This window comes from Kordia sp., from assembly GCF_965224175.1.
GTDB lineage: Bacteria > Bacteroidota > Bacteroidia > Flavobacteriales > Flavobacteriaceae > Kordia.
In genome coordinates this window covers 5,296,337-5,312,143 of sequence record NZ_OZ245041.1, presented here as the reverse complement: position 1 = coordinate 5,312,143, position 15,807 = coordinate 5,296,337, and the positions used below count along the sequence as shown (strand labels likewise).

The window sequence follows — 15,807 nt, the reverse complement described above, 5'->3', positions numbered from 1 at the left end:
TTTATTTTTTTCTAAAACAGGTTAACCTAGTGTTTAATCAAAAATATTATTAAGTTTTTCAAAAATTAAATATTCGAAATCAAATTTTTATTTTATATCCAGTTTATTTATTTTTAACACTAAAATACTCACAAAAAAAACCATAGAATGAACAAATTATCAACTAAGATTTCATTTTTCATCAATTCTATAATTGACTTATTTCTCAAGGATTTGTTATTTATAATACTTCCAATTGGTATTATTATACTTTTCAAAACCGTTTTTTTAAATCAACCATTTATTGATGTATTGACAATTTCAAATATTGCTTTTGCTAATATTATAATATTTGCATTATCATATTCTAACTATTTAGATTTTCATCAAAGTTTTGCTCGGAACTATTACTTAATTGAATCTAAATTTTATAATGTATCTATTTTTTTCATTGTAATTTCTGTAATAATCTTAGTAGTTATTTTACTTCAAGAGTCAGATGAAATAATGATTAACAAAGGAATAATTTTTGTTTCCAACTTATGGCTATTCATTGTATCACTTATCTCTTATTTTTGGACTAAATATTCCTTGCCAGAAAATTTTAAGAAAATTTATAAAAACAAAAGGACTAAACAACAACCTGATTTTATTCTTCATATATCGAATAAAAAATTAATTGAGATAAATTCAGATTTAGTAGATATTGAATATTTATTATCAGAACCTGAATTGGAAAGTGATACAGAAAATTATGACTTCTCTAAAAAAGAAAGTAGAATAGAAATATCAAATTTAGAATCATCTATAGAGACAATTGAACAGGTATTAAAGGATGTCAAAGCTACTCTTAATAAAAACAAAGAAAAATTTATATCGTAAAAAAGCGCATAATAAATTCTCTAACAGATTGTTAAACCGTATAGCGATATCACTGTTTTTAAATATCTTTATAAAAAAAACGATGAAATCCATTTCCCGACAATTTATATTAGCAGGACTTACCGTTATTGGAACCATTATCGCATGTTCTAATGTAAAGAATGACACTTCCGCGGAAGCGACAAAAACCTCAACCGCAAAAACTACAGAATCTGCACAACCTATTTCTGAAGAATTTAAGAAGTATTGGTACGCCGGAACAGCAGAATTGACTTCTTTTGAACTCGAACAAGCTCGGTACGGAGAAATCCATAAAGGAAAAGCCGTTTTAGTATATGTAACAGAAGATTTTAATCCAGAAAAACAGGTGAAAGCAGATCAACAAAGAGGAAACAATGTGCCTGTTTTAAAATTGAATGCTACTAAAAAATTTCATACGGGAATTTATCCATACAGCGTCATGTCGAGCACTTTTTATCCTGTTGCAAACAATCAGCATGCGATGAAAGTAACATCTTCCATGCAAGAATGGTGCGGACATGTATTTACGCAACTAAACAATAAAACAGAGTTTGACATACAATCATATTCGTATTTTGAAAGTGAATCAGATCAGAAATTTTCTTTAGACAAAGCAATTCTAGAAGATGAATTGTGGACAAAATTAAGAGTTGATCCTACACAATTACCCATTGGCAAATTACAAATCATTCCAGCTTTTGAAGTATTACGCATGAAGCATATTCCATTAAAAACATACGATGTTACTGCATCAATTACAGCTTCTGGAGCAACTACAACATACACTTTAGACTATCCAAAATTGAACAGAAAATTAACCATAAATTTCAATACTAGCTTTCCGCACGATATTTTGAGTTGGACAGAAGTTTCTAAAAGTGGCTATGGAAATTCAGCAAAAACTTTAACGACTAAAGCAACGAGAATCAAACAGTTGAAAAGTCCGTATTGGTCTAAAAATAGCGTAAAAGATAGTGTTTTACGAAAAGAATTAGGATTATAAATCCTACAAAAAGAAAGATATGACAATAGCAATCAAATAGCGGTTATATGGTAAAACCGTAATCAGAAGTTCTAAAAATTCACGAAATTTAGAATAATAATCTGATAAATTATTTACTAAGCATATTTAAGTCATAATTCCACGCCTTAACCTGCTGGCTTAGATATCATCTCATTAGGAAAAGGATACAATATGCCCTTATTGTATCCTTTCTTCGTTTATTAATGTTTTTAATACGAAACGCCTAGCATCTCATCAATTGTATTTACAGTTACAGAATGATAATTAGAACGCGCTTTGTCATAAATACGTTTTGCTTCTTCTAATTTGTCATTGCGCTTAAATGCCTTGTACAAGGTAGAAACATACCAACGACGACCAACAGTCATTAAGAAATTTTCTATTTGAGCATCTACATTATTTGCATGGTAATCATGATTGATAGATTGTTCAAACCAAACCATTGCGATATAAGAATTTGTAGCATTAGAAAAATTACAAGCATTGTCTAAAGCTGTAAATTTTTCTATAGATATATCTTTTGGAATATTTCTGATGAAATGAATTTTCTGTTGAATGTTCCAGTTTTTCTTGCATAAATCGGCTTCATTTAAGGTTCCATTTTGCCATTCAATGATAGCATTTTCTACATTTTGAAACTTATCGGAAACTATTTTTGAAGCATTTTCAGGAATTCCTGCTTTGTAAATCCAAATATCCGTATTGAATTCTACATTGTTTTTGGCTAACAATTCAGTATGTAAATACGTAACAAACTTTTCTGTTGTCATGGTTGAAAACGCATGCTTATTAAAATATTCTTTTAAAAAGACATCCATTTTTTCTCTTCCTACTTTTTCTTCCAGTGTGCGTAAAAATAAATATCCTTTGTCGTAAGCTATACTATTCATTCCGTCGTCAGGATTTTTACCTTTCAAGTCTAATTTTAAATGTGTTGCTTCTGGCGAATCTTTGAAGTTTTCAATTTCTTCAGCCAAATCTTGCCTTCCAATAGAAGCTAACATGTTTGCGTATTCTTTTCCATACAAAGCTTCCATGATGCGCATTTCAAAATACACAGTAAAACCTTCATTCAACCAAAAATCGTCCCATGTAGCATTCGTTACTAAGTTTCCTGACCAAGAATGTGCCAATTCGTGTGCAACTAAACTCGTTAAACTACGATCGCCAGCAATTACTGTTGGTGTTGCAAAAGTTAATCGCGGATTTTCCATTCCGCCAAACGGAAAACTTGGAGGCACTACCACAACATCAAATTGATCCCAAGCATATGCGCCGTACAAACTTTCGGCTGCATTTACCATTTTTTCCATGTCTCCAAACTCATAATGCACTTTATCAATCATAGATTTTTCTGCATACACACCAGTTCTCGGGCTTATTTCTTTATAAACTAAATCACCAACAGCTAAGGCAATTAAATATGGAGAAATAGGTTGTTTCATCTCAAAATTATAATGCCCGTCATCACTTTTTGCTTTCGGATTTTCAGCACTCATAATTGCTAGTAAATCTTTTGGCACCTTTACTTTTGCAGAATACGTTAGACGAAGTTGCGGACTGTCTTGAATAGGAATCCAAGTTCGTGTTAATATAGCTTGTCCTTGTGTTAATAAAAACGGATGTGTTTTATCGGCTGTTTGCTGCGGATTTAGAAACTGTAATGCTTCCGTTTTATCGGTTGTTTCATAGTGAATTGCTACTTTTTTTGAATTGCCTTTGATAGGAATTGACAATGGTTGTCCTAAAACTACATCATTTGTTCCAAGCGTGAATTCTACTTCTTTTCCATCAACAGTCGTTTTATGGATCTTTAAATTTTTGGCATCAAAAACAATCTCAGTAGCATTGGTACTTTCAATTGTATATGTAGCCGTTCCTGTGATGATTTTTTTATCAAAGTTAACATCAATAGCTAACATTAAATGTTTAGCAACAGCTTCATTTGGCATAGCGTATGAATGTGTATCTGTTGCATATATATTGGTTTCTTTCATTTCTTTTTCTGTAGAAGAACAGCTTACAATTAAACAAGCAAGCAGTAAAAAAGCACTAATTTTTAATGTATTCATGAATATCTTTAGAATTATACGTTGAATCGAGTTTCTCAAAACTACGGAAATTATTAGAAATTTTGTTAAACTCCATATATACAAATGTTAACTACGGTATTTCCGTAATAAGTTCCCGCTTGTTTTTCATACTTTTTGAATGATATAAAAAATTTAAAATCATGAAGAAAAAACAATTAAAAGTATTACGACTTAACAAAAAATCAATTTCTAACTTAGAAAAATCGAGTGTAAATGGTGGTTATGAATCGCAAAGAGGTTCTTGTTTTTGGCAAGATTGTCCATCTAATGAACCTGATTTTATGAGTGATTGCTATTGTCCGTATGGTGGTGGCGGTGGAAATAACACAGGAAACGGTCAAACGCAAGCAAATTGTGGTTCTAACAACTCTTGTGCTTGGGAAGATTGCGAAGCATCAATGCCAAATGGTGGTGGTTGTTAAAATAAATCTGTGAAGTATAAGCCATGAAAAAAAGGAATATCAAAAATTTACAGCTTAACAAAAAATCAATTTCCAACATGCAAACTTCTGCTACAAAAGGTGGGTTTGGCTCTAGTTTGGACAATTGTGACACTGACATTACTTCTTGCTATTGGTTGGTATGTCCATTCTCTGATCCAATAGTGACAATTTGCGAACAAATGTAAGCATGAACAATTATCATATAACTTAAAAGTCATGAAAAAAAGAAACATCAAAAGTTTACAACTCAATAAAGAGTCTATTTCTAATATGGAAGTAAACTTACCTATAGGAGGACGCGATTCCAACAATAGACAATGTTACTCAGAAAATGTAGGAACTTGCTATTGGCTCGACTGTCCGTTTCCACAGACACGCTATCGCACATTATGTTGCGAATAAAATAATAACTTATATAAAAGAGCGGACTTCGGTTCGCTTTTTTTGTCCCTATTTTTTTTAGTGCTTCTCCGTATTGTTTTCAGTGTTTTTCCTGTACTTCTTTTTAGTAAATGCGACGTTCTTTGAACTCTGAAACTAAAAATAGATTTAAAATGAAAAAAAGAAGTATCAAACACTTATCATTAGGAAAAAAAACAATTTCCACATTAAAAAGTAATGTATTTGGTGGTGCACCAACAACAAATCAATCTCAGTATTGTCCTGCAAATCCATTACCAGACCCAATTAAACATACGGACAATCGTGAAATATGTGTAACACGTTCTTGTAACTCTCGATGTGTTCTTTGTTAATAGAGCAAATTCAAACTTAAAGCGAACTTCGGTTCGCTTTTTTTATATCAAAAAGTGATCAAAATAGTCTTTCAAAAAAACACAAATAAACTGTTGGTTTCTCAAATCAATTTCGACAAAAGTTAAAGAACGTTAAAAACTAGATTTCACTAGTTGAACTTTCCTATTTTTGATTTTACTGAACCAAATATTTCCTAATGAGAAAACTATTATTGTTTATTTTAGTGACTTGTGCTTTTATTACAACAAGCTCAGCACAAAAACCTGATAAACTTTCCTCCAACCAAATCTACGAGAAAGTACAAAAACTCAACTTCTTAGGCTCTGCACTATATATTGCAGCACATCCTGATGACGAAAACACACGACTCATCGCCTATTTAGCAAACAATGTAAAAGCAAGAACTGCGTATTTATCATTAACACGCGGCGATGGTGGACAAAATTTAATTGGTCCTGAAATTCGTGAACAATTAGGTGTCATTCGCACACAAGAATTGCTTGCTGCACGTCGTGTAGATGGCGGACAACAAATGTTTACACGTGCCAACGACTTTGGTTATTCAAAACATCCAGACGAAACGCTTGATATTTGGAATAAAGATGAAGTTTTAAGTGATGTTGTTTGGGCAATTCGTAAATTCAAACCAGATGTGATCATCAATCGTTTTGACCATAGAACGCCAGGAAGAACACATGGACATCATACAACTTCTGCTATGTTAAGCATGGAGGCCTTTGATTTGGCTGGTGATAAGTCTGCATACGCATCACAATTAAAAACATATGATGCTTGGCAACCAACACGTTTATTTTTCAATACCTCTTGGTGGTTTTATGGAAGTCGCAAAAAATTTGAAGAAGCAGATAAAAGTAAAATGCTAAACTTCGATATTGGTGTATACTACCCACTCAAAGGACTGTCTAACAACGAATTAGCTTCTATTGCGAGTAGTCAACACTTATGCCAAGGTTTTGGACGCGTTACTACACGTGGAACGCAACAAGAATACGTAGAATTTTTAAAAGGTGATTTCCCAAAAGATAAAAGCAATATATTTTCAGGAATAGATACTTCTTGGAATCGTGTAAAAGGCGGAAAAGCTATTGGAAATATCTTAAATGCTATCGAAAAGAACTTCGACTTTGTAAATCCTGCTTCACACTTACCTAAATTGGTTGAAGCTTACGAACTCATTCAAAAATTAGAAGATGAACATTGGAAAGCGATTAAATTAGTTGAAATTGAAGCAATTATTCAGGCTTGCGCCGGATTATACTTAGAAGCTTCTGCCGCTTCACCAAGTGCAACTCCTAGAAGTACTGTTAAAATTAACATTGAAGCCTTAAATAGAAGTACAGCAACAATCAAATTAACTTCTATTACTTCAACTAGCAATAATAATACAGAAGTTAAGAATCTTACATTGCTACCAAACAAAAGAGAGAATCTTTCTTTAGACGCAAATTTAGCTACAGATGAGTACTCTGCGCCTTATTGGTTGTTTGAAAAAGGTACTTTGGGAATGTATAATGTTGCTGATCAACAATTGCGTGGATTGCCAGAAACACCAAGACCGGCAATGTTACTATTCAATCTTGAAATAGAAGGAAAACCAATCACAATTACAAAACCGGTTGTATATCGTTATTCAAAACCAGACAAAGGTGAATTGTATCAACCATTTGAAATATTACCTGAAGTAACAGCAAACTTTAAAGACAAAGTGCTGATCTTTTCAACAAAAGATGCCAAAGAAATTCCTGTAACCGTGAAAGCAGGAAAAGATAATATTGATGGATATGTTTCTATCAAGCATCCATATAGTTGGAAAGTATATCCTGCAAAGCAAAAAGTAAATATTCAACAAAAAGGAGACGAAGTAACGTTGATGTTTACAGTAGTTCCACCAGCAACGCAAAGCGAAGGAATTTTAACACCAGAAGTATTTATTGGTGATAAAAAATATACGCAAGCCTTAAGCGAAATTGAATACGACCATATTCCGAAACAATCAGTTTTATTACCATCAGAAACGAAAGTAGTACGATTGAACATTCAAAAAGGCGGACAATACATTGGATATATTCAAGGTGCTGGAGATGCAATTCCAGAAAGTTTACGCCAAATTGGTTATGAAGTAGAAACTATTGATCCTGCAACGATTGATGCTGAGTCGCTTTCAAAATACGATGCCGTAGTTGTTGGAATTAGAGCATACAACACTGTAGATCAATTAAAATTTAAACAAAAATTCATTTTAGACTATGTTAAAAATGGAGGAAATGTAATTGTACAATACAATACTAATCGTCGTGTAAAAGTAGATCCAAGCGAACTAGCTCCATATAGTTTACAACTTTCCAGAGATCGTGTAACAGATGAAAATGCAAAAGTGGAAGTCATTGCTAAAGAACATTCAATAGTAAACTTTCCAAACAAAATAGAAGCTAAAGATTTTGATGGTTGGGTACAAGAACGTGGATTGTATTTCCCAAATAGTTGGGCACCAGAATTTACACCAATTCTTTCTATGCATGACAAAGGTGAGACAGACAAAAAAGGAAGTTTATTAGTTGCAAAATATGGAAAAGGAAACTATATCTACACAGGTTTAAGTTTCTTCCGTGAATTGCCTGCAGGTGTTCCTGGTGCATACAAATTATTTACAAACATGATTTCTATTGGAAAATCTGAAATTGTCACAAAACCGCAACTAAAAAACTAACACATGGAAACCGAAAAATTTGTTTGGAAAAAAATGTATACCATAATCTTGGTAGCCAACTTGGCATATATTTTATTCTTTTACCTCATCATGAATTTATTCTCATAACCCACATAACATGGTTGAATTAGACTGGATTGTATTAATTGGAACATTGGCCGCAATTGTTGGTTATGGAACCTGGAAAACGCGCGGAAGTAAAAGCGCTGAAGATTATATTAAAGGAGGAAACTCTTCAAAATGGTGGACCATCGGTCTGTCAGTAATGGCAACACAAGCAAGTGCTATTACATTTTTATCAACTACAGGACAAGCATTCAGTGATGGAATGGGATTTGTACAATTCTATTTTGGAGTGCCAATTGCAATGGTAATTATATGTATGGTTTTTATTCCGTTGTATCACAAACTCAAAGTATACACTGCGTACGAATTCTTAGAAAATCGTTTTGATCTAAAAACCAGAAGTCTAACTGCAATTCTATTCTTAATTCAGCGTGGATTGGCAGCAGGAATCACCATTTTTGCACCTGCAATTATATTATCTATTGTTTTAGGATGGAATTTAGTGACACTCAACATCATTATTGGTGTTTTGGTAATTATTTATACCGTTTCCGGCGGAACAAAAGCCGTAAGTGTCACACAAAAGCAGCAAATGTTTGTCATTTTTGCAGGAATGTTTGCAGCCTTTTTCATTACTTTAGATTTAATTCCTGAAAATGTAAGCTTTACCAATGCACTTGATATTGCAGGTGCTTCAGGAAGAATGGAAGTATTAGATTTTTCATTCGATTTAGAAAATAGATATACCATTTGGACAGGAATTATTGGAGGAAGTTTCTTAGCTCTCTCCTACTTCGGAACTGATCAAAGTCAGGTACAACGCTATCTTTCAGGGAAATCTGTAAAAGAAATGCGTTGGGGAATGATGTTCAACGGATTACTAAAAGTACCAATGCAGTTTTTCATTCTCTTGGTAGGAATCATGGTATTTGTGTTTTATCAATTTAATGCTTCACCATTAAACTTTATTGATGCTTCTACGAAAAAAGTAAAAGCTTCTGAATACAAAGACGAATACGCTGCTTTAGACAAAAAACAACAATTGTTATTTGACGAGAAAAAAACCTTAAGTCTAAATCTCGCTAAATCTTTCAATGAAACTGACAAAAAGAAATTATTACGTTTAGACAGTATTGAAAAAACATATAGAGCTGAAGCAAAATACTTAATCAAGCGTGCTATTGATGCTGATTATGGCGTTGAATACGATAAGCTTTCCAAAGAATTAACAGCATTGGCAGCAAATCCTGAAAGTGAAGTTTACAAAGAAAAAAGCGCAGCATTAACTAAAATGTATAAAGATGCAGCAAAAGACAGCGAAACAAACGATCGTGATTACATGTTTATTTCGTTTATCTTAGAACATCTGCCAAGTGGTTTAATTGGATTGCTATTAGCTGTAATTCTATCTGCAGCAATGTCGTCTACAGCTTCTGAAATCAATGCATTGGCAACAATTACTTCCATTGATTTATACAAAAGAAATTTAAAAGAAGAAAAAGATGATGCTCATTATGTAAAAGCAACAAAAATGTTCACTTTAGGTTGGGGAATTCTGGCCATTATCATTGCTTGTTTTGCAAGTTTGGCTGAAAACTTAATACAATTGGTCAACATTATTGGTTCAATTTTCTACGGGAATGTATTAGGTATTTTCTTATTGGCATTCTTCTTTAAGCATGTGAGAGGAAACGCTGTTTTTACAGCTGCTCTTATTACTCAAATATTGGTTGTAATTGTTTGGTGGATCGATTTAATGCCGTATTTATGGCTGAATTTGTTTGGTTGTGTAGTTGTCATGACACTTGCAATTCTAATACAGTCTACACAAAAAAAGATAGCTTAACTTTATAAATTATTATAAAATCTCAAAAGCCTTTCTAAACATATAGAAAGGCTTTTATATTTTTTATTAGATCTAAAAACTTTACTGTGAAAGATCAAAATTATTAACCGCATCTGAAATTTCATATCCTAAACGCAAACCTTCAGTGCAATCCATTCGTAAATGTACGCCTAAAGGCAAACGTGAAAAACCATTTTCAGCTGCCATATCTGTAAAGGTATTATACGCTCTTGGATCGCCTCTAAATTCGGTTCTTCCTTCATGAGATCGATCTGTAAAATCTGTATTATTTCCAAAATGATGGATGAATATTCCCGCTGCAGCAGAAGCAAATGTAGAATGCCCAGATGGATAACTAGGAAACGTAGGATTCGGCCACGAAATAAACGGATATAAGTTTGTTTGAAAATTTGGATCAATAAAATCCTGAATGTACACACTTGGACGCATTACCATATATTCATACTTGTCTGCCCATGTAGAAACTGCCGCATCATTCATTGAAAAGCCAAGTTTCAATAATATAACTAATGCTTCTTCATGATCTACATTGTATTGAGTGATCAATTGATTCGCTATAGAAATTTGTCTTCCCGGAGGACTCATCATCAAACCTTCCACGTCATTTGACCAAAACTCTGCAATCCACAAACCTTCAGTATCTGTAGTTCTAGCAGCTTCACTTGCAGTATATACTTCTTCCATAGCTGCGTAATAATCACTCGTAGCATCTTCACTATAGGTTAATGTTGGTGGAACCGTTGATGTTTCTGCAGAAGAAATAACAAATGTTCTCACAGAAGACCAATATGGAAATAATCCTCGCTCAGCTTCATCACTATATGTCCAATATCCAACACCTACTGGCGGTTCATACGATGTAGGTTGCGGACTTAAAATTTGAGTTTCTGCTTCAGTATCTGTTTGACTATACGCAATAATTTGTTGTGCCACATAATTTCCCCAATCTTGAGAATTTGATACAATGTCTTGACTTACTCCTTGTGTTAACTCTGCTTCTTTCTGCAAACGTAATATGTTGATATTGCTATCTATATCTGGTCGTACATTGTACATAAAATGGTCAATTGCAGTTGCATAACAAGCATTTAAGGCAATGGCAACATTTACGTTAGGTTGTCTTTGCGTAAAATCAATATCTAATTCAGCATATCTATCCTTATTAGATGTATAACTTACCATATCTTCTACACAAACTTCAAAAGCCGCCAAATGTATATATGCTAGTGCACGTGTTGTAGCATTTGGTCGCATGCCAGTTGCATACCGATCTAGTTGGCACCAAAGTTGGTTCCAATCGAGAATGACTTGTGTAATTTCATTTGTAACAACTGTAGTTGGTGGCTCAATTGCTACATCGAGTTGTTCGTCAGAACATGCTGAAAATAGAACAGCAGTAATCAGCACTAATAATAGTGCACGTAAAGAAAAATTCATTTTTGTTAGGTTGTTGTTTCGTAAGCGTGAAGTTACTTTATTTTTAAAAACTACACACAAAAACTCACTATAATTCGCTTAAAAACGATCAAATACAAAAAAAGCCTTTCCGTATTGGAAAGGCTTCTTATATATATTTTAAGAACTGAATTACTTAGACCATTCTTTAATAGAATCTTTGTTCATTTTTACATAGTCCTTATTTCCAGCTTTTTCAGCTAATGCTAATGATTCTTTAGCAATCTTTACAGCTTCTGCCTTTTTCCCCATTTTAGCATACACTAAAGACTGTTGTCTTAAGTACCAGAATCTTGGTTGATCTTTAGTCATTTCAATTGCCTTATCGATCCACATTTTAGCTTTCGACATATCTTTTCCTTCTTCTAAGTAATATCTAGCAGCAGAAAAATAATCACCTGCTTGTGGTCCTGCCATCATTTTTTCAATACTTGCAGTCGCTTTGTTATCTGTTGGTACTACAAAAGGAACCACTACTAACGTTTTTTCCCACTTAAATTCAATATCAGCTCCATTGTTCTTTAAATTTGCGATATCAATTGTAAATGATTCTGTTTTGTAAGGCATTGTGTTTACAGGAGCAACAGCTTTTGCTACTACTTTAGCATCATCCCATTTTCTTGGAGTTCCCCAGTTTGAAGCATCGTTATAAATAATAACTTCCCAAGTTGTTGCTGTTGGTTTTGTAAAAATAGCATACGTTCCTGCTTTTACAGCTGTTCCACCAATAGTAACATCGTCACTAAAAGTAATTTTTGTATTTGCATTAGCTCCAGTTCTCCACATTTGTCCGTAAGGAACTAAATCACCAAATATTTTTCTTCCTTTCATTGCTGGTCTAGAGTACTCTACAGTTACGTCTGTTAAACCAACTTTTTGTTCTAATTTTGATATTGGGCTCGGTTGAGGCGTTTCAATTTGCGCTTGAACACTGATTCCTGCTGCTAAGAAACATGCCAAAAGTAGTTTTTTCATCCTATTGTTATTTTTAAAAGTTTTTTAATTTGACGAATTTACGCAGAAACCTTACTTGTAAATGTTAACAAATACTTAAAATAAGAAACAGTACCTTTGAATATTGCAAAAAATATCAAACATGAAGAATTATATTGCTGAATTTTTAGGGACTTTTGCTATGGTTTTTTGCGGCACAGCCGCCATGGTTGTCAATGATATTACAGGTGTTATCACACATCCTGGAGTTGCAATTACTTGGGGATTAATTGTTATGGGAATGATTTATGCTTTTGCGGAAATTTCTGGAGCGCATTTTAATCCAGCTGTAACGATTGCCTTTTCTTATGCTAAAAAATTCCCTCTAAAAGAAGTTCCAAAATATATCTTAGCACAATGTTTAGGTGCTATTTGTGCAAGTTTACTTGTATACATGTTTTGGCCAGAAAGCGAAACACTTGGTGCTACAATACCAACAATTGTGGCTTGGAAAGCTTTTATTTTAGAATTCTTACTTACTTTCTTCTTAATGCTTGTCATTATAAATGTATCTACAGGTAGTAAAGAAACTGGTACTATGGCAGGAATTGCTATTGGCGGAATTGTTTTGTTAGAAGCCATGTTTGCTGGCCCTATGACAAAAGCTTCTATGAATCCAGCACGATCATTAGGTCCAGCTTTAATTTCTGGACAATTAACAGATTTGTGGTTATATCTCATTGCTCCAATTTTAGGAGCCATTGTAGCTGTGGTGAGCTGTAAACTCGTAAAAGACGAAAACTGCTGTGATGCAGACTGTTAACACTCAAAATTCTTCTTCTTTGTTTAAAGTTTAAGCCTTTTTAAAATTTCTTTAAGAAAACTTTAACAATGCTTTCATTTTTTTTGTTCAACTAATCACAAAATAAGTTAAACATTATTTTGTAATTTTATATTGTTTTAAATATTACACCATGGCAAAGAAAAAAAACATCACTGCACTATTCATCATTTCAGCATATATGGACTATGTGTTGGAACATGGAGAACAACCAAAAAACGTATACGCTTTTGCAAAAGAAAACAACTTTGATGAAGCGAAGTTTTACGAGTTTTTTAGTTCTTTTAAAGCTTTAGAAGAAAATATATTCACAACTTTTGGAAACAATACAATTGAATTATTGTCTAAAAGTGAAGAATTTGAAACTTTTGATGCTCGCAACAAGCTACTGAGTTTTTACTACACATTTTTTGAGCAATTTACCGCAAATAGAAGTTATGTAGTACATAGTTTAACTGCAGACAAAAAGCCTTTACAATCATTACACCTATTGAAAGGACTAAAACATGTATTCACTGATTTTGTAGAACATCTGGACTTAAAAACACTTGATTTGAATCAAGAACGTTTGGAGAAAATTCAAAACAGAGCTATCAATGAAACTGCTTGGATACAATTTATGTTGACTATAAAATTTTGGTTAGATGACACTTCCGCTAGTTTTGATAAAACAGATCAATACATCGAAAAATCTGTGAACGCTAGCTTTGATTTGATCGATAATACACCATTGAAAAGTATTGTTGATTTCGGAAAATTCATATTTAAAGAAAAACTAGATATTAGATCTTAATGAAAACAATTGATAAAATTCCTATTACCAAAATACAACGCGCCAGTAAACTTGTAACTACAGGTGCAAAGGTTGGTGTAAACTATCTGAAGTATTACGGTGATAAACTCATAAATTCTGAAGAAAAAGCAAAAGAACGATTGAATGAATCAAATGCTGAAGATATTTATGATGGCTTAAAAAGTTTGAAAGGAAGTGCACTTAAAGTCGCACAAATGTTGAGTATGGAAAAGAATATTTTACCACGTGCTTATGTGGAAAAATTTTCTTTATCACAATTTTCTGTACCACCATTATCGCCTCCATTAGTTATAAAAACCTTTAAAAAATATTTTGGTAAACCTCCAAGTGAAATTTTTGATACATTCAATTCCACTTCGTTAAACGCCGCGAGTATAGGACAAGTACATGTTGCTGAAAAAGACGGGAAAAAACTTGCTGTGAAAATCCAATATCCTGGAGTTGCTGAGAGCATCTCTACAGATTTAGCAATTGTAAAACCTATTGCAATGCGAATGTTTAACATTACAGGAAAAGGCTCTGATAAATATTTCAGAGAAGTTGAAGAAAAACTCACTGAGGAAACTAATTACTTACTTGAAATAAAGCAGAGTAAAGATGTTTCCGAAGCTTGTAAGCATTTACCAAATATTTTATTTCCAGAGTATTATGATTCGCTTTCATCAGAGCGAATCATAACTATGGATTGGATGAAAGGTGAACATCTTTCTGAGTTTACAAATAGAAATACCGATCAAGAAAAAGCTAATTTACTTGGGCAAACACTTTGGGATTTTTATATGTTTCAGATTCATAAATATCGTAAAGTACATGCAGATCCGCATCCAGGGAATTTCTTGGTCTCGGAAGATGACAAATTGATTGCGCTTGACTTTGGTTGTATGAAAGCAATTCCAGAAGATTTTTATGTGCCTTATTTTGAATTGGCAGATAAAAAAACATTGAATGATCCGAAGTTATTTACTGAGAAATTGTACGAATTAGAAATTCTTCGTGAGGATGATTCTAAGGAAGAACTAGAATTTTTCTCTGAGATGTTTCATGAATTATTGGGATTGTTTACAACTCCTTTTAATCAAGAAGTATTCGATTTTTCTGATGAAGTGTTCTTCGGAAAAATAGCTGATATCGGTGAGCGATATGCAAAAAATACGCAACTGCGTAGCATGAACGGAAACCGCGGTTCTAAACATTTTATTTACATGAATAGAACTTTTTTCGGACTATATAATTTATTACATGATTTGAAAGCGAAAGATGTAAAGATTAACAATTTTAAAAACTTTTAATGGCAACAATTACACGTACAGATATTGATTCCATGGAAAAGTTGTACAGAATCAACTTAATTAATAGCTGTTCTGGTTACAAATCGGCTAATTTAATTGGCACACAATCAAAAGATGGCTTGGCCAATGTAGCTGTATTTAGTTCAGTTACGCACTTAGGATCAAATCCGCCATTATTGGGTTTCATTACAAGACCAGCGGTTGTTCCAAGAAATACATATCAAAACATACGTGAAACAGGTATTTATACCATCAATCATATTCATCAAAAAATAACACAAGATGCGCATCACACATCTGCGAAATATCCAAAAGAAATCTCAGAATTTGATCAAACAGATCTAGAAACTGAGTATATCAATGATTTTGCAGCTCCTTTTGTAAAAAACTGTCATGTACAAATTGGAATGCGCTACGTAAATGAATATATAATTGAAGAAAACGACACCATACTTGTTATTGGAAAAATAGAACACATACACATTGAAGACCAAATATTAGAAACAGACGGTTTTATCAATCTTGCAAAAGCAGAAACCGCCACTATTAATGGACTTGACGGATATGCGATACCAAAGCAACATACTAGGTATCCGTATCAACGTCCCAAATAAAA

Annotated in this window: 15 protein-coding genes; 12 read left to right on the top strand and 3 right to left on the bottom strand. The window is 33.1% G+C overall.

Annotated features, from left to right (window positions below; genetic code table 11):
• The first annotated feature begins 147 nt into the window (after window positions 1-147).
• Entirely contained in the window at window positions 148-861 is a 714-nt protein-coding gene (locus tag ACOQOS_RS23310; RefSeq protein ID WP_420572838.1) for a hypothetical protein, read from the top strand.
• An 82-nt stretch (window positions 862-943) separates the two neighbouring features.
• A complete protein-coding gene (locus ACOQOS_RS23305; protein WP_420572837.1) occupies window positions 944-1,885 on the top strand; it encodes a septum formation inhibitor Maf in 942 nt (313 codons plus the stop codon).
• A 230-nt stretch (window positions 1,886-2,115) separates the two neighbouring features.
• Here the strand turns inward: ACOQOS_RS23305 and ACOQOS_RS23300 are convergent, their stop codons facing one another.
• Window positions 2,116-3,978, bottom strand: a complete 1,863-nt coding sequence (locus ACOQOS_RS23300) for a leukotriene A4 hydrolase C-terminal domain-containing protein (protein WP_420572836.1) — start codon at window positions 3,976-3,978, stop codon at window positions 2,116-2,118.
• Between the two features lie 161 nt (window positions 3,979-4,139).
• Here ACOQOS_RS23300 and ACOQOS_RS23295 point away from each other — a divergent pair, with 161 nt between their 5' ends.
• The 6 genes from ACOQOS_RS23295 to ACOQOS_RS23270 all read left to right on the top strand — a co-directional run bounded on the left by ACOQOS_RS23295 (window position 4,140) and on the right by ACOQOS_RS23270 (window position 9,838).
• Window positions 4,140-4,421 (top strand): hypothetical protein, encoded by a 282-nt coding sequence (locus ACOQOS_RS23295; protein ID WP_420572835.1) that lies wholly within the window; start codon window positions 4,140-4,142, stop codon window positions 4,419-4,421.
• 23 nt (window positions 4,422-4,444) lie between these two features.
• Complete coding sequence (locus tag ACOQOS_RS23290; RefSeq protein ID WP_420572834.1) at window positions 4,445-4,627, top strand: hypothetical protein; 183 nt, start codon at window positions 4,445-4,447, stop codon at window positions 4,625-4,627.
• A 31-nt stretch (window positions 4,628-4,658) separates the two neighbouring features.
• Window positions 4,659-4,844: a hypothetical protein gene (locus tag ACOQOS_RS23285; RefSeq protein ID WP_420572833.1), complete on the top strand. Its 186-nt coding sequence runs from the start codon at window positions 4,659-4,661 to the stop codon at window positions 4,842-4,844.
• 152 nt (window positions 4,845-4,996) lie between these two features.
• Window positions 4,997-5,197, top strand: a complete 201-nt coding sequence (locus ACOQOS_RS23280) for a hypothetical protein (protein WP_420572832.1) — start codon at window positions 4,997-4,999, stop codon at window positions 5,195-5,197.
• Window positions 5,198-5,394: 197 nt separating this feature from the next.
• Window positions 5,395-7,926 carry a PIG-L family deacetylase gene (locus ACOQOS_RS23275; protein ID WP_420572831.1) on the top strand — a complete coding sequence of 844 codons (2,532 nt, stop codon included), beginning with the start codon at window positions 5,395-5,397 and terminating at the stop codon, window positions 7,924-7,926.
• Between the two features lie 118 nt (window positions 7,927-8,044).
• Window positions 8,045-9,838 carry a sodium:solute symporter gene (locus tag ACOQOS_RS23270; protein ID WP_420572830.1) on the top strand — a complete coding sequence of 598 codons (1,794 nt, stop codon included), beginning with the start codon at window positions 8,045-8,047 and terminating at the stop codon, window positions 9,836-9,838.
• An 81-nt stretch (window positions 9,839-9,919) separates the two neighbouring features.
• Here the strand turns inward: ACOQOS_RS23270 and ACOQOS_RS23265 are convergent, their stop codons facing one another.
• Window positions 9,920-11,296, bottom strand: coding sequence for a vanadium-dependent haloperoxidase (locus ACOQOS_RS23265; RefSeq protein ID WP_420572829.1), 1,377 nt, complete (start codon window positions 11,294-11,296; stop codon window positions 9,920-9,922).
• 150 nt (window positions 11,297-11,446) lie between these two features.
• Complete coding sequence (locus tag ACOQOS_RS23260; RefSeq protein WP_420572828.1) at window positions 11,447-12,289, bottom strand: DUF2911 domain-containing protein; 843 nt, start codon at window positions 12,287-12,289, stop codon at window positions 11,447-11,449.
• Between the two features lie 121 nt (window positions 12,290-12,410).
• Between ACOQOS_RS23260 and ACOQOS_RS23255 the strand changes: the two genes are divergently transcribed.
• From ACOQOS_RS23255 to ACOQOS_RS23240, 4 genes are all read left to right on the top strand, one after another.
• A complete protein-coding gene (locus ACOQOS_RS23255) occupies window positions 12,411-13,070 on the top strand; it encodes an MIP/aquaporin family protein (protein ID WP_420572827.1) in 660 nt (219 codons plus the stop codon).
• Window positions 13,071-13,221: 151 nt separating this feature from the next.
• Window positions 13,222-13,881 carry a TetR family transcriptional regulator C-terminal domain-containing protein gene (locus tag ACOQOS_RS23250; RefSeq protein WP_420572826.1) on the top strand — a complete coding sequence of 220 codons (660 nt, stop codon included), beginning with the start codon at window positions 13,222-13,224 and terminating at the stop codon, window positions 13,879-13,881.
• Window positions 13,881-15,191 (top strand): ABC1 kinase family protein, encoded by a 1,311-nt coding sequence (locus ACOQOS_RS23245; protein ID WP_420572825.1) that lies wholly within the window; start codon window positions 13,881-13,883, stop codon window positions 15,189-15,191. Before ACOQOS_RS23250 ends, ACOQOS_RS23245 begins: the two co-directional genes overlap by 1 nt.
• Window positions 15,191-15,805: a flavin reductase family protein gene (locus ACOQOS_RS23240; RefSeq protein WP_420572824.1), complete on the top strand. Its 615-nt coding sequence runs from the start codon at window positions 15,191-15,193 to the stop codon at window positions 15,803-15,805. Before ACOQOS_RS23245 ends, ACOQOS_RS23240 begins: the two co-directional genes overlap by 1 nt.
• Window positions 15,806-15,807 lie beyond the last annotated feature (2 nt).